At 61.9% G+C, this 22,220-nt stretch carries 21 protein-coding genes; 2 read left to right on the forward strand and 19 right to left on the reverse strand.

The features are described 5' to 3' along the window. Positions 1 to 116: 116 nt before the first annotated feature. On the forward strand, positions 117 to 1,346 hold the full coding sequence (locus FPB55_RS00470; RefSeq protein WP_054911443.1) for a spore maturation protein: 1,230 nt from the start codon (positions 117 to 119) through the stop codon (positions 1,344 to 1,346). Positions 1,347 to 1,383: 37 nt separating this feature from the next. Here the strand turns inward: FPB55_RS00470 and FPB55_RS00475 are convergent, their stop codons facing one another. The 9 genes from FPB55_RS00475 to FPB55_RS00515 all read right to left on the reverse strand — a co-directional run bounded on the left by FPB55_RS00475 (position 1,384) and on the right by FPB55_RS00515 (position 11,617). Then, positions 1,384 to 2,001 (reverse strand): ABC-type transport auxiliary lipoprotein family protein, encoded by a 618-nt coding sequence (locus tag FPB55_RS00475; protein ID WP_125854551.1) that lies wholly within the window; start codon positions 1,999 to 2,001, stop codon positions 1,384 to 1,386. Further along, positions 1,998 to 2,936: an MlaD family protein gene (locus FPB55_RS00480; protein WP_009683571.1), complete on the reverse strand. Its 939-nt coding sequence runs from the start codon at positions 2,934 to 2,936 to the stop codon at positions 1,998 to 2,000. Before FPB55_RS00480 ends, FPB55_RS00475 begins: the two co-directional genes overlap by 4 nt. A gap of 3 nt (positions 2,937 to 2,939) precedes the next feature. Next, complete coding sequence (locus tag FPB55_RS00485) at positions 2,940 to 3,731, reverse strand: ATP-binding cassette domain-containing protein (RefSeq protein ID WP_115293211.1); 792 nt, start codon at positions 3,729 to 3,731, stop codon at positions 2,940 to 2,942. Next, positions 3,728 to 4,861: an MlaE family lipid ABC transporter permease subunit gene (locus tag FPB55_RS00490; RefSeq protein ID WP_125854549.1), complete on the reverse strand. Its 1,134-nt coding sequence runs from the start codon at positions 4,859 to 4,861 to the stop codon at positions 3,728 to 3,730. The genes FPB55_RS00485 and FPB55_RS00490 overlap by 4 nt, the downstream gene beginning before the upstream one ends. 93 nt (positions 4,862 to 4,954) lie before the next feature. Next, the gene (locus FPB55_RS00495; RefSeq protein WP_009683568.1) at positions 4,955 to 5,977 is read right to left on the reverse strand and encodes a DUF5924 family protein; all 1,023 of its coding nucleotides are present in this window, start codon (positions 5,975 to 5,977) and stop codon (positions 4,955 to 4,957) included. Positions 5,978 to 6,132: 155 nt separating this feature from the next. Next, the gene (locus FPB55_RS00500; RefSeq protein ID WP_144187336.1) at positions 6,133 to 7,539 is read right to left on the reverse strand and encodes a pitrilysin family protein; all 1,407 of its coding nucleotides are present in this window, start codon (positions 7,537 to 7,539) and stop codon (positions 6,133 to 6,135) included. Between the two features lie 20 nt (positions 7,540 to 7,559). After that, entirely contained in the window at positions 7,560 to 9,224 is a 1,665-nt protein-coding gene (locus FPB55_RS00505) for a Na/Pi cotransporter family protein (RefSeq protein WP_009683566.1), read from the reverse strand. A 245-nt stretch (positions 9,225 to 9,469) separates the two neighbouring features. Then, positions 9,470 to 10,240: a TerC family protein gene (locus tag FPB55_RS00510; RefSeq protein WP_029885361.1), complete on the reverse strand. Its 771-nt coding sequence runs from the start codon at positions 10,238 to 10,240 to the stop codon at positions 9,470 to 9,472. Between the two features lie 69 nt (positions 10,241 to 10,309). Then, complete coding sequence (locus FPB55_RS00515) at positions 10,310 to 11,617, reverse strand: CitMHS family transporter (protein ID WP_009683564.1); 1,308 nt, start codon at positions 11,615 to 11,617, stop codon at positions 10,310 to 10,312. A gap of 266 nt (positions 11,618 to 11,883) precedes the next feature. Here FPB55_RS00515 and FPB55_RS00520 point away from each other — a divergent pair, with 266 nt between their 5' ends. Next, a complete protein-coding gene (locus FPB55_RS00520) occupies positions 11,884 to 12,285 on the forward strand; it encodes a GFA family protein (protein ID WP_029885362.1) in 402 nt (133 codons plus the stop codon). 82 nt (positions 12,286 to 12,367) lie between these two features. On the opposite strand, the gene FPB55_RS00525 is transcribed toward FPB55_RS00520, so the two are convergent. The 10 genes from FPB55_RS00525 to FPB55_RS00570 form a co-directional block, all read right to left on the reverse strand. Further along, on the reverse strand, positions 12,368 to 14,323 hold the full coding sequence (locus tag FPB55_RS00525) for a DUF4105 domain-containing protein (RefSeq protein WP_009683562.1): 1,956 nt from the start codon (positions 14,321 to 14,323) through the stop codon (positions 12,368 to 12,370). Next, entirely contained in the window at positions 14,320 to 14,640 is a 321-nt protein-coding gene (locus FPB55_RS00530) for a DUF2388 domain-containing protein (RefSeq protein ID WP_009683561.1), read from the reverse strand. Before FPB55_RS00530 ends, FPB55_RS00525 begins: the two co-directional genes overlap by 4 nt. Before the next feature lie 37 nt (positions 14,641 to 14,677). Further along, on the reverse strand, positions 14,678 to 14,971 hold the full coding sequence (locus tag FPB55_RS00535) for a DUF2388 domain-containing protein (RefSeq protein ID WP_009683560.1): 294 nt from the start codon (positions 14,969 to 14,971) through the stop codon (positions 14,678 to 14,680). An 86-nt stretch (positions 14,972 to 15,057) separates the two neighbouring features. Beyond that, positions 15,058 to 15,375 carry a DUF2388 domain-containing protein gene (locus tag FPB55_RS00540; protein ID WP_029885365.1) on the reverse strand — a complete coding sequence of 106 codons (318 nt, stop codon included), beginning with the start codon at positions 15,373 to 15,375 and terminating at the stop codon, positions 15,058 to 15,060. 301 nt (positions 15,376 to 15,676) lie between these two features. After that, a complete protein-coding gene (locus FPB55_RS00545) occupies positions 15,677 to 15,892 on the reverse strand; it encodes a DUF1127 domain-containing protein (RefSeq protein ID WP_003256968.1) in 216 nt (71 codons plus the stop codon). Positions 15,893 to 16,222: 330 nt separating this feature from the next. Further along, a complete protein-coding gene (locus FPB55_RS00550; RefSeq protein WP_029885367.1) occupies positions 16,223 to 17,716 on the reverse strand; it encodes an acetyl-CoA hydrolase/transferase family protein in 1,494 nt (497 codons plus the stop codon). Positions 17,717 to 17,900: 184 nt separating this feature from the next. Then, positions 17,901 to 19,352, reverse strand: a complete 1,452-nt coding sequence (locus FPB55_RS00555; protein ID WP_009683557.1) for an NAD(P)(+) transhydrogenase (Re/Si-specific) subunit beta — start codon at positions 19,350 to 19,352, stop codon at positions 17,901 to 17,903. 2 nt (positions 19,353 to 19,354) lie between these two features. Beyond that, positions 19,355 to 19,669 carry an NAD(P) transhydrogenase subunit alpha gene (locus tag FPB55_RS00560; RefSeq protein ID WP_003256966.1) on the reverse strand — a complete coding sequence of 105 codons (315 nt, stop codon included), beginning with the start codon at positions 19,667 to 19,669 and terminating at the stop codon, positions 19,355 to 19,357. 11 nt (positions 19,670 to 19,680) lie between these two features. Next, complete coding sequence (locus tag FPB55_RS00565; RefSeq protein WP_009683556.1) at positions 19,681 to 20,802, reverse strand: Re/Si-specific NAD(P)(+) transhydrogenase subunit alpha; 1,122 nt, start codon at positions 20,800 to 20,802, stop codon at positions 19,681 to 19,683. 408 nt (positions 20,803 to 21,210) lie between these two features. Beyond that, positions 21,211 to 22,125 (reverse strand): LysR family transcriptional regulator, encoded by a 915-nt coding sequence (locus tag FPB55_RS00570; protein WP_009683555.1) that lies wholly within the window; start codon positions 22,123 to 22,125, stop codon positions 21,211 to 21,213. Positions 22,126 to 22,220: the final 95 nt, after the last annotated feature.

The raw sequence follows: 22,220 nt of genomic DNA on the forward strand, positions 1-22,220 counted from the left end.
ACAAAAAGCCCCGACCCGTCGGGGCTTTTTGTTGTCTGTGATGTTGCGCGGCCGCGGTCTGCAGCCTTGCGCCCCGATACGCTATCATTCGGGCACTTTTCTGGGGGAACACACGGATGCTCAATGGCCTTTGGCTCGGCTTTTTCCTGGTGGCGGCAGTGTCCGCCCTGGCCCAATGGCTGATAGGCGGCAACGCGGGCATTTTTGCGGCCATGGTCGAGAGCATCTTTGCCATGGCCAAGCTCTCGGTCGAGGTGATGGTGCTGCTGTTTGGCACTCTGACCCTGTGGCTGGGCTTTCTCAAAATTGCCGAAAAGGCCGGCATCGTCGAATGGCTGGCCAAGGTACTGGGCCCGTTGTTTGCGCGCTTGATGCCGGAAGTACCACCCGGCCACCCGGCACTGGGCCTGATCACCATGAACTTCGCGGCCAACGGCCTGGGGCTGGACAACGCCGCCACACCGATTGGCCTCAAAGCCATGCGCGCGTTGCAGGAGCTGAACCCCAGCAGCACCACGGCGAGCAACGCGCAGATCCTGTTCCTGGTGCTCAACGCCTCTTCGTTGACCCTGCTGCCTGTGACCATCTTCATGTACCGCGCCCAGCAAGGCGCGCCCGACCCGACCATGGTGTTCCTGCCGATCCTACTGGCCACCAGTGTCTCGACCCTGGTCGGGCTGTTGTCGGTGGCCGTCATGCAACGCCTGCGTTTGTGGGACCCGGTCGTACTTGCCTACTTCATCCCCGGTGCGCTGCTGCTGGGTGGCTTCATGGCCTTCCTGGGCACATTGTCGGCAGCGGCACTGGCCAGCTTGTCGTCGATCCTGGGTAACTTGACGCTGTTTGGCGTGATCCTGCTGTTCGTGGTGATCGGTGCGTTGCGGCAGGTGAAGGTATACGAAGCCTTTGTCGAGGGCGCCAAAGAGGGCTTTGACGTCGCCAAGAACCTGCTGCCCTACCTGGTGGCCATGCTGGTGGCTGTGGGCGTGCTGAGAGCCTCGGGCGCGCTGGAATTGGCGTTGGACGGTATTCGCCATGCGGTCAACTGGCTGGGCCTGGACACGCGCTTCGTCGAAGGCCTGCCGACAGCGTTGGTCAAGCCGTTCTCCGGGAGCGCGGCGCGGGCAATGCTGATCGAGACCATGCAGAGCCAAGGGGTGGACAGCTTCCCTGCCCTGGTGGCGGCAACCATCCAGGGCAGTACCGAGACCACTTTCTATGTGCTGGCGGTGTATTTCGGCGCGGTGGGCATCCAGCGCGTGCGGCATGCGGTGGGGTGTGCGCTGCTGGCCGAGTTCTCTGGTGTAGTGGCAGCCATCTGCGTGTGTTACTGGTTCTTTGCCTGAACGATCTGCAGGCCTGCATCGCATCAACGGGTAAACACTAGCGGGTTGTGCTGCTGCCTGCCTGGGCAATCGCCCAGTCGACCACCTGCCCGGTGAGTAGGTCGCACGCTTGGCCAAACCCGGCCACTACCCCGGCTACTTGCTTGTCTGCCAGCGGCTGGCGGACTTCGAAGCGCTTGCTGGCGAGGATACGCTGAGTGCGGCCTTGCACCAGCCGTGCGTCATAGCGGATCACCACTTCCACGGTGCCGTCCGCGCGGTATTCGCTCTGGAACGCCTGCAACTCGCCAGCCAGCTCGTAGTCAGCCTGCAAATTGCTATCGTCGGCGCTCAGGCGCTGCACCTGGCCGTCGCGCTGAAAGCCGTCGAGCAGCCGGTTGCGCAGCAGCATCGGGGCCGGATCGCTCCAGCGCGCGCCCTTGTAGCTGCTGACCACATTGCCCTGCGGCATGACCGCAATCCGTGGCCCGGCCAATACCTCGCTGGCCAGCGGTTTGTTCAGGCGCAATGACCAGTCCAGTGGCGGCGCGCTGCGGCTGACCTGGTTGACCGGCAAGCGATACAGGTCCACAGGCTCGCTCGTGGGCAGGATCGAGCAGGCGCTGGTCAGCCCAATCGTGACCGCCAAAGCCACTAAGCGCAGCGACGATTTCATGGCTGGAACTCCTTGTTGTTGTCGCGGCCGAGCAGGTAGCCGCTGGGGTCTGCTTCCAGTTGCCGGGAAATGCCTTTGAGTGCGTTGAGGGTTTCGCGCAGTTCGCGGATGGCCGGGGTCAGCTGGTTCAGGCCCTGGGCGCCGTCGCCGATGGCTTCGCTGTTGTCCTTCAGCAGGCTATTGATGGTGGCAGTGCTCTGCGCCAACGACTGCATGGCTTGCTCGGCGCTGCCGATGGCCTGCTTGCCCTCGGTGCCCAGCAAGCCATTGGCATTGCGCATCAGCACCTGGGTTTCGGCCAGGGTCGCGCTGGCCTGCTTGCCTACCTGGACCAGTTGCTCGATAGCCTGGCTGATGCTGCCATGCTCCCCGGCGAAGGCGCCGGTGGTCTTGTCGAGGTTGGCCAAGGTATTGCTGAGGTGGTCGATGTTGCCCTCGGAGAACATCTGGTTGGCGTTGTGCAGCAGCAAGTTGATGTTGGTCACCAGGTCGCTGCTGTCATTGAGCAGGCGCGAGATGGGCGATGGCGAGGCGATGATCACCGGCAGCTTGCCGTCTTTGCCTTTCAGCTCGGGGCTCTGTGGGGTACCGCCGCTGAGCTGGATGAACGAGTTGCCGGTCACCCCGGCCAGGGTCAGCTTGGCCTGGGTATCTTCTTTGACTGGGGTGTCGCCGCTAAGGCGCACCCGTGCCAATACCCGACGCGGGTCTTTAGGGTCCAGGCGCAGGGTGGAAACGTCACCCACCTTGATCCCGTTGTACTGCACCGGGCTGCCACGAGACAGGCCGGAAACTGCCTCGTTGAACACGACTTCGTAGTCCTTGAACGCATCGTCGACGCTGGACTTGGTCAGCCACAGGCCGAACAGCATGGCACCGGCTACCACCAGGACGGTGACCAGGCCGATAAGAACGTGATGGGCTCGGGTTTCCATTGCTCAGCGCTCCTGGCCAGTGCGGGTGGCGGCCTGCTCGGCTGCGCGCCCGCGTGGGCCGTGAAAGTATTCTTGGATCCAGGCGTCGTTGGTATGTTCGACCTCGGCCAATGGGCCGGCCACCAGGACCTTTTTCTGCGACAGTACGGCGATGCGGTCGGTGATGGTGTACAGGGTGTCAAGGTCGTGGGTGATCAGGAACACCGACAGGCCGAGCGCATCGCGCAGGGTGAGGATCAACTGGTCGAAGGCCGCAGCGCCGATCGGGTCCAGGCCTGCGGTCGGCTCGTCGAGAAACAGTATGTCCGGGTCCAGGGCCAGGGCCCGGGCCAGCGCTGCGCGCTTGATCATGCCCCCCGACAAAGAAGCAGGGTACTTGTCGGCCGCCGAGATCGGCAGCCCGGCCAATGCCAGTTTTACCCCGGCCAGGTGCTCGGCATCGGCGCGGGATAATCCGGCATGCTCGATCAGTGGCAGGGCAACGTTCTCGGTCACTGTCAGGGAAGAGAACAGCGCGCCCTTCTGGAACAGTACGCCAAAACGCCGTTCGACCAATGAGCGCTGCGTTTCGCGCAGGCCGGCCAGGTCCTGGCCGAACACCTTGATCTGCCCTTCGTTGGGGCGGCGCAGGCCGATGATACTGCGCAGCAGCACGGACTTGCCGCTACCAGACCCGCCCACCACGGCAAGGATCTCGCCGCGGTACAGGTCCAGGTCCAGGTTTTCATGCACCACTTGCCGGCCAAAGCGGTTACAGATGCCGCGGGCTTCGATCACGCTCTCACGTCGGTTCACCAGCCCATCTCCATGAAGAACAGCGCGGCCACCGCGTCGAGCACGATAACCACGAAGATCGACTGCACCACGGCCGAAGTCGTGTGTGCACCGACCGACTCGGCGCTGCCGCTGACCTTGAAGCCTTCCAGGCAGCCAATGGCGGCAATCAGAAAGGCAAAGAACGGCGCCTTGGCCAGGCCGACCAGAAAGTGCTGCACGCCAATATCGCTTTGCAGCAATGACAGGAACATGGCCGGCGAAATGCCCAGCGACAGGGCGCACACCACGGCCCCGCCGACGATGCCGCAAAGCATGGCGACGAACGTGAGCAGCGGCAGGGTAATCAGCAGGGCCAGCACCCGGGGGACCACCAGCAGTTCCATTGGGTTGAGGCCCAGGGTGCGGATCGCGTCTATTTCCTCATTGGCTTTCATCGAGCCGATCTGCGCGGTAAATGCGCTGGCGGTGCGGCCGGCCATGAGGATGGCGGTGAGCAACACGGCGAACTCGCGCAGGAACGAGAACGCCACCAGGTCGACGGTGAACACCGTTGCGCCGAAGTCGGCCAGCACCGTGGCGCCAAGGAAGGCCACCACGGCACCCACCAGAAAGGTCAGCAAGGCCACGATTGGCGCGGCATCCAGCCCTGTCTGTTCGATGTGGGCGACGACCGGGGTGATGCGCCAGCGGTGTGGCTGTAGGGCTCGGCGTAGCAGCGTTTCGAGGATGACGCCGATGAAGCCGAGCAGTTGCATGCTGTCTTGCCACAGGGTGCCGACGGCGCAGCCTATACGCTCCAGCAGCAACAGCAGCACGTTGCGCTCGGGCTTCTTGACCGGGATGCAGTAGTCCTGGACCGATTGGTAGACATTCTTCAGCAGCGCCCGGCTGGCTTCCGGCAGGTCGTGGGTGCAGCGCGACAGACGCTCGGTGCCGAGCAGTTCGGCCAGCAGCGACGCACCGGCCGTGTCCAGGCGCCCCAGCTGGCTGAGGTCGGCGACGGTGTCGGGGGTGTATTGCGCACGCAGCCGCTCGCCGTCGCGTTTCAGGCTGGCGTAGTGCGCCAAGGTCCAGTCACCTGCAATGCGCAGGCAGGCCGGTTGCCGGCTGGTATCCAGAGTGAGGCTGGGGGTGGTCATAGGCTCCATGCAACTGACTCGGCGCTAAGGCTCAGGGGCTGATCATAGCGCAGCAGGCCGGGGCTGTTTGGTGATTATGTGCTGTGTACCAGCAGGTGTTGATTAGCCGGCTGGCGCATCGTCGACCACCTTGAAGCGCAGTACGCCAATCACTTGGCCATCCTCGGTCAGAACCCGCACCTGCCACCTGCCCACCGGGTTGGGTGGGAAGTTCTGCTTGTGCGTCCAGGCCCGGTAGCCTTCCTTGCGCCCACCGTGGATGTCGAGGGCAATGCGGTCCACCTCCTGGCCGTCCTTCTGCCACACATGGTAGATCCGCTCATTCAGGCCGCGTGGTGCGTTGATGGCGGTATAGGCGTACAAGCCGCTGCTGCGAATGCTGCTGGCGGCAATTTCGTGCAGCGACTCGCCTGGCTGGCGGTTCAGCACTTCGGTGCTCACCGCCACCTCGGTCATCCACAGGGTTGCCGGCGGTACCCAGGAGCGCAACAACCAGCCGCCAGCACCCACCGACAGCGTGACCAGCAACAAGGCCACAGCCCGGCGCCAGTTGTTGATCGGAAAACTGCTGGCCAAGCTGGGAAACGACAGCGCCATGGCGATGATCAGCGCCAGCTTGAAGCTTTGCGCGGTGGTCAGGTGGACGATGATCGGCAACGCCGTGAGCAACGCAGCGAACAGGGTCAGGGTATGCAGCGCCAGGAACAGCCAGCGCCGCGGAGCCAGCCATTTGTAGTACAGCGGGTCGATGATCGACACCAGGCCGGCAGCGCCGAGCAGGCCGGTGAACACCAACTGGCCGCTGTTCCAGGTCGTGGTGATGAAGAAGAAGGGCAAAACGAAGAACAGTGTTTCCTGGTGGATCATCTGCGTGGCGTAGCGCAGCAGTGGCTGCGGGATTTCGCGGTTGAACGTGCGCGCGAACAGGCCGGTGAGTGTGTTTTCCAGCATCAGCCACACCCAGCTCACCAGCATCAGCACGGCAACCCAACTGGCCAGGCCGGCCTGGCGGTCGACCAGGATGAAGCTGCCGATGCCGGAAAGAAAACCCCCAAGCGCGATGATGCCGGGATAGCGTTTGAGCAGTTCGATGATGCGCTGGACGATGCGGGGGATCTGGGGCATTGGCTCTACAACAGGAGAGAGTTGGGTGGCTGTGCCGGCCGCTTCGCGGGTAAACCCGCTCCCACAGGATCACCACAGCTTCTGCAACAGTGGGGTCCCTGTAGGAGCGGGTTTACCCGCGAAGAGGCCAGTACTGGCAAAAGAATACCGCTGATTCACCGCCGGCGTGTAGCACCGCTCGGCCGCTGTGGGCCATGCCGCCGCCAGCGCAACAGCCCCGCGGCCACGATCAGCCCTACCAACAGGGCACCCAGCCCATAGAATTCGTCATAACCGAGCAGCGGCTTTTCAATGCGTACGTAGCCGTCTTCCTTGAGCAATTCCCGCAACGCCTGGTTGGCCTGTTCCAGGGTGACCTGGCGCAGTTTGCGCACCGGGTTGGTGAAGCGGCCGTCGGTGTAGTCGTTCAGCGCTCCCCAGTAGTAATCGGCCAAGGCACTGTTGCCTTGGGCGCTCCAGCTTTCCTTGGCGACACTGGCATCCTTGATGCGGGCGAACGTATCCGGGTCCAGCCCCTCTTTGCGCAGGTGCTTGAACAACCGCTGCATGACCGCTACGGCCTTGTCGATGTCATCGCGCTCCAGGTCGGCATTGACGCTGAGCAGGCCGGTGTCACCGAAGCTTTCGCGCTGCACCGAGGGCCCATAGGACAAGCCATTGCGCAGGCGCAGCTGGTCGTAGATGGCCCAGTCCAGGTAGCGTGCCAGCAGGTCGAGGGTGGCCTGGTGGTCGTTGTCCAGTACTGGCTCGATGAAAAGCCAGTGCAGTTTCACGCTGTCACCGAGCCAGCCACGGGTCAGATCGCGACGCTGCTCGGCTTGCTGGGTGATGCTATCCAGGTTGCGGCGCTCTTCTGGCTCGGTGGCCGGCAGCTCGCCAAACGAGCGTTCCAGATAGGCTGGCAACAGGCGGTCCAGGCCACCGACCATGATCAGGGTCATGTTGTTGGCGGCGTACCAGCGGTCGCGCAGGGCCTGGACCTGTTCCAGGGTCATGTCGTCGACGTTGGAGCGCTCTGGGCACTTCAGGCCCAGCTCGGTGGCCAGTTGGTCGCTGGCGGGGTGGCCGATGTCCTGACGGTCGAGCCAGCGCTGCAGGTGGCCGTAGTGGCCGCCATCCTCGCGTTCGATGATGCGTTTGGCGGTGGCCAGGGCCTTGGCATCGATGTGGGTATCGCGGATGACCGCCAGCAACAGGTCGAGTACCTTGCGCTGGTTGCGCGCCGGTGCTTCGATGACGAAAGTGGTATCGGCACTGCTGGTAAAGGCGTTCCATTCCCCGCCCAGCGCCTGCAGGCGCTCTTCCAGGCCGCCTTCGCCGGTTTCATCGATGCCGCTGAACAGCAGGTGCTCAAGCAGGTGCGGCAGCTCTTTCTGCTCGCAATCGAAATCATCCAGCCCAACCCCGACCACCAGGCGTATCGCCACATGGTCACGCTCGTAGCCATTTTTCAGAATCACCTGCAGGCCGTTGGGCAACAGGTAGCCTTCCACCCGCGACCGGTCGAGGGCGAAAGTGGGCAGGCTGCAGATCAGGATGCAAACGAACATCAGGCAACGCATGGGCGAGCTAGGGTCCTCAGCTAGGCAGAATCATGGCTGGCTTCGTCTGGCACACTGTCGAGCATCAACCCGCCGGTGTCCGAGCCGCCCAGTACCACATAGGCACTGCTGCAGAACAAAGAGTTCAAACGCTTCATGTCGGCGATCAGCTCCAAGTGTAGCGAACTGGTCTCGAGGCTTTGCATGACTTTGCGCTGCAGGCGGCTGACGTGGGCGTGGGCCAGGCGCCGCTCCTGGGCCCGGAACCGGCGTTTTTCACGCAGCAGCAAGCGGGCGCTTTCCGGGTCGGCGCTGAGGAACACCGACAAGCCCAGGCGCAGGTTGGCCAGCAATTGTTCCTGCAGGCCGGTCAGCTCTTCCAGGCCGACCTGGGAAAACTCACGGCGCTGGCTGGTCTTCTGCTGCTGGACCTTGCGCAGCATGCGTTCGATGAGGTCGCAGGCCAGCTTGAGGTTGATAGCCACTTCGATGATTTCCGCCCAGCGACGGTTGTCTTGCTCGCTGAGGTCCTCGCGTGTCATCTGCGCCAGGTACAGCTTGATCGCGCTGTACAGGGCGTCGGCATCTTCGCCCAGGGCGCGTACCTGCTGGGGCAGCGCCGTCTGGGTGCCCCGCAGGGCCCCCAGCATGGCTTCGAGCAGGCTGTCGACGATGTCGCCCAGGCGCAGGGTTTCCCGCGCGGCATTGGCCAGGGCCAGGCTGGGGGTCTCCAGTGCGGACGCGTCGAGGTGGCGCGCACGGATCTGGCCGTTGCTGTGTTCCCGCTCGGGCAGCAGCACATTGCACAACCGACCCATGGGGTTGACCGTGGGTAGCATCAGCAAGCAACGGGAGGTGTTGTAGAGCAGGTGGAAGCCGATGACCAGCTCTTGCGGGCTGAAGCTCAGCGAGTCCATCCAGCCTACCAGCGGGTGCAGTACGGGAATGATCAACACCAGGCCGATCAGCTTGTACAGCAGGCTGCCCAAGGCCACCCGGCGGCCGGCGGCGTTCTGCATGCTGGTGCTGATGAACGCCAGCAGGCCACTGCCGATGTTGGCGCCGACTACCAGGCCAATGGCCACCGGCAGGCTGATGACCTCGGCACCGGCCAGGGTCGCCGTGAGCAGAACGGCCGCCAGGCTGGAATAAGAGACCATGGCGAACATCGCCCCGACCAGGGCATCGAGCATGATGTCGCCCGTCAGCGAGGCGAACAGCACCTTCACGCCCTGGGCATGGGTGATGGGCGCGGCGGCTTGTACGATCAGCTCCAGCGCCAGGATGATCAGGCCCAGCCCGATACCCACCCTGCCCAATTGGCCAGCCCGCGTCTGTTTGCGCGAAAGGAAGAAGATGACGCCGAGGAAGATCAACAGCGGCGACAGCCAGGATAGGTCGAACGTGAGTACCCGGGCCATCAGCGCAGTGCCGACATCGGCGCCGAGCATGATTGCCAAGGCGGGGGTCATGGCCATCAGGCCCTGGCCGACAAACGAGGTGACCAGCATGGCCGTGGCGTTGCTGCTTTGCACCATGGCAGTGACCAGAATGCCGGCAATGAATGCCAGCGGGCGCTTGTTCATGTTCTGGCCAATGATGCGCCGCAGATTCGAGCCGAATACCCGAAGGATGCCGGTGCGCACGATATGGGTGCCCCAGACCAGTAGCGTTACGGCCGAGAGCAGGTTGAGCAGGGTCAGCATGGCGAAGGCCCCCTGAAGCACAGGCCCATGGGGCCAAGGGAAGAAACGTGAGCGTTCGAATAGGTTTTCATTGCTCACTCAAAGCTTTAGCTGTTTTGCGCAGTGCTTGCCAGCTTCGCACGGTAGTCATCAATTTGAAACATACCGTGAATGAATCATTGCCGGTCTTGCAGGCGCAACGTAGCAGCCATTCAAAAATGAAAAAGGGGCCCCGTAGGGCCCCCGCTGTCCTGCACGTTCCGCTCTTACTGACCCGGAATGTCCTTGCGCAGTTTCACTGGGTCATGCTCTTTGCCGTCCTTGCGGGCCAGGGCAGTGCGCATGCGAATGTTGATGGCCTCTACCGCCAGCGAGAAGGCCATGGCGAAGTAGACGTAGCCTTTGGGCACGTGCACGTCGAACGCTTCGGCGATCAGTACGGTACCGACCACGATCAGGAACGACAGTGCGAGCATCTTCAGCGATGGGTGCTTGTCGATGAAGTTGCTGATGGCGCCGGCGCACAGCATCATCACCAGTACGGCCACGACGATGGCAGCGATCATCACTGGCACGTGGGACACCATGCCTACTGCGGTGATCACCGAGTCCAGCGAGAACACGATGTCGATGATGGCAATCTGAATGATGGTGTAGAAGAACTTGCCACCTGCGCCTTTGGGCGCTTCATCGTTTTCGTCCTCACCTTCCAGGCCGTGGTAGATCTCTTGCGAGCTTTTCCACAGCAGGAACAGGCCGCCGAAGAACAGGATCAGGTCACGCCCGGAGATGCCCTGGCCGAGTACCACGAACAGGTCGGCGGTAAGGCGCATGACCCAGGTGATCGACAACAGCAGCATGATGCGGGTGACCATGGCCAGGGCCAGGCCGAAGATCCGGGTGCGCGGCTGCATGTGCTTGGGCATGCGGCTGACCAGGATCGAGATCATGATGATGTTGTCGATCCCGAGGACGATCTCAAGCGCGGTGAGGGTAAAAAAGGCAACCCAGATTTCCGGGCTGGTCAGCCATTCCATGTTGTTTCCTTCGAGCGGTAAAGGCGACGCGCCCTGCAGGGCGCGTCGCGGTGGGGTAATACGCGTTTATTAAAGACTACTGAACAGCGGGAAAATGCCCATCAGCAGCGCGGCGAACATTATGCACAGGCACACCAGCACTGCCCACTTGAGCGTGAAGCGCTGGTGATCGCCAAACTCGATACCGGCCAGGGCTACCAGCAGGTAGGTCGAGGGCACCAGTGGGCTGAGCAGGTGTACCGGCTGGCCGACGATCGATGCGCGGGCCATTTCAACCGGGCTGATGCCGTAGTGGCTGGCGGCCTCGGCCAACACTGGCAAAACCCCGTAGTAGAACGCGTCGTTGGACATGAAGAAGGTGAACGGCATGCTCACGATTGCGGTGATCACTGCCATGTAGGGGCCCATCGCTTCAGGGATGACTGCCAGCAGGCTTTTGGACATGGCATCGACCATGCCGGTGCCCGACAGAATGCCCGTGAAGATGCCCGCGGCGAAGATCAGCCCGGTGACTGCTAGCACGCTGCCGGCATGGGCGGCGATGCGGTCTTTCTGCTGTTGCAGGCAGGGGTAGTTGACGATCATGGCAATGCTGAAGGCGATCATGAACAGCACCGGCAGCGGCAGGATACCGGCGATCAGCGCGACCATCAGGGCGGCAGTCAGCGCGCCATTGAAGTACAGCAGCTTGGGGCGGCGGGCCTCAGGGAATTGCGAAACGGTGATATCGCTATGGTCGGTGTCATCGGTTGGCAGGTGCAGTTCACCCAGGCGGGCACGCTCACGCTTGCCGTACAGGTAGGCAATGGCCAGGATGGCCAGTACGCCGAACAACATGGCCGGGATCATCGGCACGAAAATATCCGACGGGTCCACGTGCAGGGCGCTGGCGGCACGTGCGGTCGGGCCGCCCCAAGGGGTCATGTTCATCACGCCGCCGGCGAGAATGGTCAGGCCGGCCATGATTCGCGGGCTCATCCCCAGGCGGCTGTACATCGGCAGCATGGCGGCGCAGCAAATCATGTAAGTGGTGGCGCCATCACCGTCGAGCGAAACCACCAGGGCCAGTACGGCGGTACCCACCGAGACTTTCAGCGGGTCGCCCTTGACCAGCTTGAGGATCTTGCGCACGGCCGGGTCGAACAGGCCGGAGTCGATCATCAGGGCGAAATACAGGATTGCGAACATCAGCATCACGCCGGTAGGCGCGAGCTTGCTGATGCCCTCGAGCATCATCGGGCCGATCTTGGCGGAAAAACCGCCGAACACGGCGAACAGGATCGGTACCAGGATCAGCGCGATCAAGGCCGACAGGCGCTTGGTCATGATCAGGTACATGAAGGTGATGACCATGGCGAAGCCGAGGAAGGTCAGCATGGCAATACTCCAGGCGTGGCGCTACGAAAGGAACGTCGATTCGGGCGGGTCAGCGCGTTTGGCGCTGCACGGGGAGCATGCGGAGGGGGATTGCGCGAAGGCGGGCACAGGAATACATCAGGATCACCATTGTTGTTGTTGATTGGGCCGGGCGCGGTTGTTACCGGGTGCCCTGGCTGACCGGTCTTGTGCCGGTGGTGGCGCTATCCTATGAGCACAAGCTTTCAGCCAGCTTTCGCTGAAGCAAAGGCGACGAGAGGTAGATGATGCAGCATGTGACCGAGGGTGGCTGCCATTGCGGCGCGTTGCGGTATCGGCTGGCGGGTGACCTGACGGACATCGCCCACTGCCACTGCACGATCTGTCGGCGGGTAAGTGGTGGGCTGGTCGTGACCTGGCTGACCCTACCCCGCTCGGATTTCCATTGGTTAACGGGTAAGCCGAACTGCTACGTGGCCCCGCCCAGTTGCAGCCGTTACTTTTGTGGGCGGTGTGGGGCCCATGTGGCGCTGGTGACCACGCACAGTCCCGAGACCATCGATGTGACCGTAGCCACCCTCGACCACCCGGAGGGCGTGCGCGCCAACCGCCATATCTGGGTAGGCAGCCGGTTGCCTTGGCTGCACCTTGATGAGGATTTGCCGGGGGAGCACGGGGAACGCCTTTAAGATGCTGTGCTCGTGCTGCGGGTCCTGCCGCTGGCAAGCCAACTCCACTAGGTGGAAGCCGGCTCGCCGCGGATAGGCGCAATTACAACTGCAGGCCACCTGCAGCCTTGTGCAGTGCCCGCAAATGCTCGCCTATCTGCTTCACATTGGCCTCTACCGCAGAAATTTCCCTGGCCCGCGAAGGCTCCAGCAGCGCCCTCACCTCCTTGTCCAGGTTGGTACTCAGGCGCAGCAACCGGGCCTGCCGTTCCTTGCTCTCCCGTTCCAGGCGTTCGCGTTCTTCGGGCTGCGGCAGTCCATAGCCTTTGCTGTCGAGCAATTCTGCCGGGCGGCTGAGGAAGCCGCTGTTGGCAAGCATTTGCTTGAGGGTGGCATCGGCCTTGTTGACGCTGCCATCTTTCAACGCTGCGGCATTCAGGTAGCGCTGCTTGACCTCGTCCTGGGCCAGCAACAGTTGCCGGCGCAGGCTGGCCTGCTCCAGCAGCAGCAGCGCAGCGCTGGTGCGCAGGTCGGCCTGGGCGAACCAGGGGCGACGTTGCTCGGCGCTCAAGGCCAGCCAGTCTTCTACCAGTTGCTGCTTGATCGGCAATTGCTTGCGCAGCACCTCGAACATGGCCTGGTACCGCTCGCGGTAGGAGTCGAAGCGGTAGCCCAGGCGCAGCGCCTCGCGGGGGTTGTCGAGCACGCTCGTGTCGGCCAGCCCCCTGCCTTTGAGCACGGCCAGCAAACCGTTGGGCATGATACTGTCCAGGTCATTCAATTGCGGGTTGGCGGTGCCGCTGCGCAGCAACTTCAGTGACTCTACAGCACAGTTGTTGGACAGGAACCAGTAGTTGCCGTCGTAGCTCCAGTGCATTTCGGCAGCCTGGCGTACCAGGTTTTCAACCTCTTCGCGGTTCAGCTTCAAGGGCACCGACGCCAGGCTGCGCAGCTCTGTCTTGGTGTATTCGTCGATGACCTGGCCCAGCGGTAGCACGAACAGGCGCGATGGATAGACGCCGACCAGGCCGTCCCAGCTCGATAGCTGCACATCGTTGACGAACGCGCGGTATGACAGTACCAGGCTCTGGTCCAGGTCGAGGCGGCAGTCTGGCCCGCGGGGGCGGCCAGGTTTGCAGATGACCAGGCGCAGCATGCTGTGGCCCCAGCGGCTGACCAGGTTCTGGTTGGCTTCGGCCAGCAGGTAGTCCACTTCATAAACCCGTTCGGGGTCGATTTCGCCCAGTGGCTGGCGGGCGAAGTCGCTACCGGCATTGATGAATGGCAAGCCTTTGGCGCAAGTGTTCTGTGGCGGTGCCCAGCCGAAATGCTCATGCAGGTACTGGTTGAGCGCTGGGCGGCGGCAACCGTAGCTCGGGTCCAGGAGGAAGTACTCCATGTTCACCGCGAGGTATTCCTTGGGGCTGCTGAGTTCATAGCTGTCGGGACTGCGCACGAACTGGCCGTTGTGCTGCTCACGCTCACCCCGGCGGCCCACGTATTGCGGCCAGCCGGCCAGGTCAAGCAGGCGTGGGTCATCGCTCAGGGTGAAGCGGCGCTCAGCCTGGCCGCGGCATTCCTCAGGCAGGCCGATTTTGCCCACGGTGCCCTGTTGGCGTTTACAGCGGGCAATCAGCGATCTTTCACGGCTGGGCCATAGGCGCGCACGGTCGTAGATATGGCTGAGCTCGTGCAGGACAGTGGCCAGTAGCTCTTGTCGCACGGTGCCATGAGGGCGGTTGGTGCGCTCAATGGCGGCACTGCCATCGGTGAGCCCGGGCAGCAGGCGACGGTTGAGCTGAAGCGTGGACACCAGTGTGGCCTGCCCATAGGCGTCGGCTGGCATGTTGTCGCTCCAGCTGACCTGCACGCGGCGGTCGAGTTGCTGCTTGAAGCGCGGGGGCAGCTTGGCCATGGCCTCGTCAAGCAGGGCCTGGCTGGCTTGGGTCTGCTGTGGGTCGAGGCCGGACGACTGCAGCTCGAGCTGCAGGCCGGCCAGGGCGGGCGTGCCGAGCAGCGTCAGGGCGCAGCCGAACAGCCAGGCACGCACGGGCTTCACAGTGCGAGGATGGCTTCGGCCAATACCTGGTCGCTGGCGCCGCGTGCTTCCGGAACGCGCTCGCGCAGGGTGGTGAGGGCAGCTTCGAGCTGCGCGCCACGGATGTCCCCGTTGCTGGCCACGAAGCTGGCTGCGTCGTCGTGGGCTTCGCGTACCACTTTCGAGTCGCGGATCGAAGTGGTGGTGTCCGAGGTGAAGTCGATCGAGCGGCCAAAGGCACGCACGATGATGTTGCTGGTGGCCACCAGGGTCTGTGCCTGGGCCAGGTCAGCCAGCAGCAGCATGCCGAGGGTAGCGGCAATCAGCGGTTTACGCATGGAGCATCTCCGAAAAATTACAGGGAGTCAGATGTAGTCATTGGACGAGAATTGCTTGCGCCAGTTCCAGATCGCCAACGCCCTGCCGTGCGCAATTATGGCGTAATGATTCCAGGGCAGCTTCCAGCCGAGCACCGCGGATCTGGCCATGGGTGGCGACGAATACCGCGGCATCGTCACGGGCCTCACGCACCAATTTGCGATCAAAGGGTGCAGTGGTGACCTGGCTGGTGGCGTAGGCCGAGATCACCAGGCCTTGGGTAGTGGTGTCCATGGCATGGGCGCTGGCCATGCCGGCAAGGGAAAACAGCAGCGGCAACAGATAACGCATGGGCTCTACGACAACTGGAAGTAAGGGTGGCGAGGGCTGGCCTGGCTGTACGGGGCACCCGGCACAGCCTGGGCGCTTGCCGGCGCTTAGATTGCCAGAATGGCCTGGGCCAGTTCGGCGTCGCTGGCCTGCAGGCTTGGCATTTGTGCGCGGATGTGCCGGAACGCGCTTTCCAGCTTGGCACCGCGGATATCGCCTTGGCTGCCTACGAAGCTGGCAGCGTCGTCACGGGCGGCCTGGACGATTTTATCGTCACGGAACGACGAAGAAACATCCGAGGTGGCGTCGGTGGACGCAGCTACTGCCCCTACTACAGCGTCAGTGGTGACGACGAAACTGGTGGCGTTTGCGGTGCCAGCCAGGCTCAGCATAAGAGCGGCGCCAATCAGATATTTACGGGACATTTCGTGCACTCCTGAACTCGGGTCGGGTGGTTCTGCTTATCGGACGCTCGCATTGCTGGTCGCGGTACTTATGACAGTGGTTTCTACCAGACTGCCAAGCCAAGCGTATCACGCGCGGGTGTTTCCAGATGTTAACGAAGAACGGGCCGTGAACTGTATCGGTTTGGATTTGTACTACACAAACTGTACCTGTTCAGCGCTTGGCGCTGACCTCTGCATGCCACAAACAAAAAACCCGTCGCAGTTGCCTGCAACGGGTTTCAGGAATTCGCGGTGCCGGCCGAAGCCGGCAAGCCGGTGCTTAGCGCCAGAAAGGCTTGCTCAGCTCTTCGTAACGCTGCGACTCGCTGATGCCAGCGTCGGCCAGCAGGCGAGCGTCCAGGCGAGCCAGTTGACGGCGGCTTGCCATGCGGCGCTGCCACAGCAGCAGAGTGGACAGTGCGCGCAGCGGCAGCGATGCGTTGGATTGCTGGGCGTTGCTTTCAAAAACCAGACCGGAACTGAGGGTACGTTCCATGATGCTTCATCCTTCCGCTTATGGCGGGATTAGGTAGTGATTTAACTGATGCCAATGATCCTCCTCTCTTGTCCAGAACAGTAGATACAGTTCATGCGAAAGACGATGGCTCAGTTAACTGTGTAACCCTACTGTTGCACTCGAAACAGGCGCAACTGTACTGGTCTGCATCTTTATGGTGCATTTTTGGTATGTGGCGATGTTCTGCAGGCTTGAAAGAAGCCTAGGACAGGTACAGTAGTACAGTTCTGGATATTCTTGTGTCTGGACGTGAAACGCGAATGGGCTGGAACAGCAGAAGCGGGGCTGCTGTTCCAGGCCGCCGCTGGATCAGCTCGCTTGCATGCGGCCGGTTTCTTCCAGGTTCTCGTGCCAACTCAGCGCTTCGCGCAGGATATGTGGCGTATGGCCGCCACGTTGGCAAGCGCGCTCGAAGTAATCGTTCAGTGCCGCGCGGTAGTCTGGGTGCACACAGTTGTCGATGATCACGCGTGCCCGCTCGCGCGGGGCCAGGCCACGCAGGTCGGCCAAACCTTGTTCAGTGACCAGGATGTCCACGTCGTGTTCGGTATGGTCCACATGGCTGACCATTGGCACCACACTGGAAATGGCACCGCCTTTGGCAATCGACTTGGTAACGAATACAGCAAGGTGGGCGTTACGGGCGAAGTCACCCGAGCCACCGATGCCGTTCATCATCCTGGTGCCACACACGTGGGTGGAATTGACGTTGCCGTAGATGTCGAACTCCAGCGCGGTATTGATACCGATGATGCCCAAGCGCCGCACGACCTCCGGATGGTTGGAGATTTCCTGCGGGCGCAGTACGAGCTTGTCCTTGTAGCGTTCGAGGTTACCGAATACATCGGCATTGCGGCGGGTCGACAGGGTGATGGAGCTGCCCGATGCAAAACGCAGCTTGCCGGCGTCGATCAGGTCGAAGGTCGAGTCCTGCAGCACTTCGGAGTACATGGTCAGGTCTTCGAAGGGCGACTCGATCAAGCCGCACATCACGGCGTTGGCAATGCTACCGATGCCGGCCTGCAGTGGGCCGAGCTTGTTGGTCATGCGGCCAGCTTCCACTTCCTTCTTCAGGAAGTTGATCAGGTGGTTGGCGATACCCTGGGTTTCGTCATCTGGCGGCAACACGGTAGATGGCGAGTCCGGTTGGTCGCTGATGACGATACCCACGATCTTCGCCGGGTCGATCGGGATGGCGGTGCTGCCGATACGATCGTCGACCTTGACCAGCGGAATGGGCGTGCGGGTCGGGCGATAGGTGGGGATATAGATGTCGTGCAAACCTTCGAGGTTGGTGTTGTGCGAGAGGTTGATCTCGACAATCACCTGCTTGGCGAAGATGGCGAAACTGGCCGAGTTACCCACCGATGTAGTAGGTACGATGTGGCCCTGCTCAGTGATGGCCACGGCTTCGATGACCGCGATGTCCGGCAGCTTCAATTGCTGGTTGCGCAGTTGTTCGACGGTTTCCGACAGGTGCTGGTCGATGAACATCACCTTGCCGTCGTTGATGGCCTTGCGCAGGGTGCTGTCTACCTGGAAAGGCATGCGGCGGGCCAATACACCGGCCTCGGTCAGTTGCTTGTCCAGGTCGTTGCCCAGGCTGGCGCCGGTCATCAGGCTGATCTTCAGTGGCGACTGTTTGGCACGTTCGGCCAGTGCATGCGGGACGGCCTTGGCCTCACCGGCGCGGGTAAAGCCGCTCATGCCGACAGTCATGCCGTCCTCGATCAGACCAGCGGCATCAGCCGCACTCATTACCTTGCTGTGCAGAGAGGACAAGCGGATACGGTCACGGTACATGGATTGTTATCTCGGGCTGCTGAAACTACTGCAGCGCAGTCTAGAGATTTCGCCCATTGCCGTCCCACGACCATGGTCGTATGAGAAGCCTCTCGGTAGAGCCGTTGATCCGGATCAACAAAAAGAAAGCCCCGGTAGATGCTTACCGGGGCTTTCTTTATATCGGCGGGTTTGCTGCCGTGTTCTATTCCACTGCCTTGACCATGTCTTCGATGACCTTCTTGGCGTCACCGAATACCATCATGGTTTTGTCCAGGTAGAACAGTTCGTTATCCAGGCCGGCGTAGCCACTGGCCATCGAGCGCTTGTTGACGATGATGGTCTTGGCCTTGAACGCTTCGAGAATCGGCATGCCGGCAATGGGCGACTTGGGGTCGTTTTTTGCCGCCGGGTTGACCACGTCGTTCGCGCCCAGCACCAGTACCACGTCGGCCTGGCCAAACTCGGCGTTGATGTCTTCCATCTCGAAGACCTGGTCGTAAGGGACTTCGGCTTCGGCCAGCAGCACGTTCATATGCCCAGGCATACGCCCCGCAACCGGGTGAATCGCGTACTTCACGGTCACACCGTTGTGGGTCAGCTTTTCGGTCAGTTCCTTGAGTGCATGCTGGGCACGGGCCACCGCCAGGCCATAGCCCGGAACGATGATCACGCTGTCGGCATTGCTCAACAGGAAGGTGGCATCGTCAGCCGAGCCGGACTTGACCGGGCGCTGCTCTTGCGAGCCTTGCGCCGCCCCCGCATCGGTATCGCCACCAAAGCCGCCGAGGATGACGTTGAAGAACGAACGGTTCATCGCCTTGCACATGATGTACGACAGGATGGCGCCAGAAGAGCCCACCAACGAGCCCGCGATGATCAGCATCGAGTTGTTCAGCGAGAAGCCGATACCCGCAGCTGCCCAACCCGAGTAGCTGTTGAGCATTGAAACAACCACCGGCATGTCGGCGCCGCCAATCGGAATGATGATCAGCACACCCATGACAAAGGCCAGGGCCAGCATCAGGGTGAAGGCACTGTAATGGCCGGTGAACGTGAACAGCAGGCCCAAGGCGATGGTGGTCAGGCCCAGGATCAGATTGAGCTTGTGCTGACCGGCGAACTGTACGGGTGCACCCTGGAAGAGGCGGAATTTGTATTTGCCCGACAGCTTGCCGAAAGCGATCACCGAGCCAGAGAAGGTAATGGCACCAATGGCTGCGCCGAGGAACAGTTCCAGGCGGTTACCGGTAGGGATCGGGTCGCTGATGGCTGCAACGATGCCCATCGACTGCGGTTCGAGCACTGCGGCGATGGCGATGAACACCGCAGCCAGGCCGATCATGCTGTGCATGAAGGCGACCAGCTCGGGCATCTTGGTCATCTCGACCCGCTTGGCCATGATCGAACCGGCGGTACCACCCACCAGCAGGCCGACCAGTACGTAACCGATGCCGGTCGTAGCCCCACCGTTGCCGATGGAGAGCGCCGCGAGCTTGTAGATGAGGCCAACCGTAGTGAGGATGGCGATGCCCATGCCGATCATGCCGAACAGGTTGCCGCGCCGCGAGGTGGTCGGGTGCGACAGGCCCTTGAGCGCCTGGATGAAGCACACCGAGGCGACGAGGTAGAGGAGCGTTACCAGATTCATGCTCATGCTTACTTCTGCGCCTCGTTCTTGGTTTTCTTCTTGAACATTTCCAGCATGCGGCGGGTGACCAGGAAGCCACCGAACACATTGACTGCGGCCAGGGCCACCGCCAGGGTGCCCATCAGTTTGCCGGCAGGGGTGACGGTCAGTGCGGCGGCCAGCATGGCACCGACGATGACGATCGCCGAGATGGCATTGGTGACCGCCATGAGTGGGGTGTGCAGCGCCGGGGTGACGTTCCACACCACGTGGTAGCCCACATAAATGGCCAGCACGAAGATGATCAGGTTGTAGATGCCGTGGGAAATCAGCATGTCTTCCATTGTCGTGCTCCTTAGCCGTTCTTGCGGACGACTTGGCCATCGCGGCACATCAGGCAGGCCGCGACGATGTCGTCTTCGAGGTTGATGGTCAGTGCGCCGTCCTTGTCGAACAGCAGCTTCATGAAGTCCAGCAGGTTGCGCGCATACAGCGCCGAGGCATCGGCGCCGACCTGGGCCGGCAGGTTGGTAGGGCCGACGATGGTCACGCCATGCGCCTGAACGACCTGGTCCGCCACGGTCAGCGGGCAGTTGCCGCCTTGGGCCGCGGCCAGGTCGATGACGACCGAGCCAGGCTTCATCTGGGCCACTGTTTCGGCACTGAGCAGGGTTGGCGCCTTGCGGCCAGGGATCAATGCGGTGGTGATGACGATATCCGCCTGCTTGGCGCGCTCGTGCACGGCCTGGGCCTGGCGTTGCATCCAACTGGCTGGCATCGGCCGGGCATAGCCGCCGACGCCTTCGGCGCACGCCCGTTCTTCGTCGGTCTCGTAGGGGACGTCGATGAACTTGGCGCCCAGCGACTCGATCTGCTCCTTCACCGCCGGGCGTACGTCGGACGCCTCGATCACTGCGCCCAGGCGCTTGGCCGTGGCGATGGCCTGCAGGCCGGCAACGCCCGCACCCAGGATCAGTACCCGGGCGGCTTTGACCGTACCGGCGGCGGTCATCAGCATGGGCATGAAGCGTGGGTAGTGATGGGCAGCCAGCAGCACGGCCTTGTAACCGGCAATGTTCGCCTGTGACGACAGCACGTCCAGGCTCTGCGCCCTTGACGTGCGGGGCGCGGCCTCCAGCGCGAAGGCGGTGATCCCGCGTTCGGCCATTTTGCCGATCAGTTCGCTGTTGAAGGGGTTGAGCATACCTACCAGCAGGCTGCCGCTGTTGATCAGGGCCAGTTCCTGGTCGTTGGGCGCGACCACCTTCAGGACCAGTTGGGCGCCGTATGCATCGGCTGCGGTCCCCAGGGAAGCACCCACGGCCTCATAGGCACTGTCCGGAATGGCGGCGTTGAGCCCTGCCCCCCGTTGAACGGTGACCTGATGGCCCTGGCCAATCAGTTTCTTGATGGTTTCGGGGGTCGCAGCGACCCTTGTCTCACCGGTCTGCGTCTCGAGAGGAACACCAATGTGCACGACTATTTCTCCTGCGGTGACCTTTGTTTTTGTCAAAGCCAGCGCACTGCGAATGGTGTGCTGGGTGGCTGTGGAGCGCCATCCCGCCGGATCCTGGGCGGGCGAAGCATTTTGCAGACGAACCCATAGGGCTTCAACCGGTTCTGGAGCGAAACGAAGTTAAAACTACAAGTCACCCTGTGACCGCATGTCGCACGCATAAGGTCGCAGCCCATCAACTACGGGCTATTGCCAGATTAGGAGAAAAAAACAAAAAAATTTTGGCCAGTTCGCTGATGGCTTGTTCGATGTCGCAAAATAACCCGCAAAGCCCCGTAGTCAGGACGGTTAGCGGGTATTTTTGTGCGTACGTAACAGTTTACGAATACGCGACAATTACATATATCTGTAGGTGTTAAAAATAATTGACTACAGGGTCAGGTTGTCCCGTTCCTGGGCATATGCCTGCGCTTGCCTCACCAGCCAGTCACGGAATGCGCGCAGTGATGCGGACTCCACCTTGCGTTCTGGAATCATCAGATAGTAGGCCTTGTCGCTAGTCAGGACGTGTCTGTTAGCGACTACCAGCCTACCCTCCCGCAACTCGCGCTGGATCAGAAACGGCGGTATCAGCGCGACGCCCATCTCGTGCATGGCCGCTTGGGCAAGCATCGAAAACAGCTCATAGCGTGGGCCGGTCATGTCACGTTCCACATTCATGGCCACGCTTGCGAACCATTGCCGCCACGCATACGGCCGCGTGCTTTGCTGCAACAGTGGCAGCTCAGCGATATGCCGTGCTTCGAGCGTGCCTTGCCCGCCCAGCAGTGCCGGGCTGCATACGGGTAACGGGTTTTCCCCCATCAGCCGCTGCGACTGTGTGCCAGACCAGTCGCCATCACCAAAATAGATGGCGGCATCGAATGTTGTGTCCGCGAACAGAAATGGCCGGGTGCGGTTGGTGAGGTTCACGGTGACCTCCGGGTGGCGCTGCTGGAAGTCTTTGAGGCGCGGTAGGAGCCATTGGGTACCGAATGTCGGTACTACTGCCAGTTCGATCACGCTGGCGCCCTGCTGTCGCATCACTGACAAGGTGTCGCGCTCCACTGCGTCCAGTTGCGCGGCAACCTGGCGGCTGTACGACAGGCCCGCCTCGGTCAGCTTCACACCACGGCGCGAGCGGCGGAACAACTCTACGTTAAGGAACGTTTCCAGGCTGGCAATCTGTCTGCAGACGGCGCCTTGGGTCAAGGAAAGCTCCTGGGCGGCCTTGGTGAAGCTCTGGTGACGCGCAGCGGCCTCGAAGCAAACCAATGCAGAGGTGCTGGGGATCTTGCGTCGCATGTACGTCAACCTCACTCGTAAGGCCGAAAATGTGGCGGGGTTCTGATTTTCGAAGTGACAAAATATCACTATATGGTGCGCAATCCTCGTTTGTA

This window comes from Pseudomonas sp. BJP69, from assembly GCF_007633355.1.
Lineage (GTDB): Bacteria > Pseudomonadota > Gammaproteobacteria > Pseudomonadales > Pseudomonadaceae > Aquipseudomonas > Aquipseudomonas juntendi.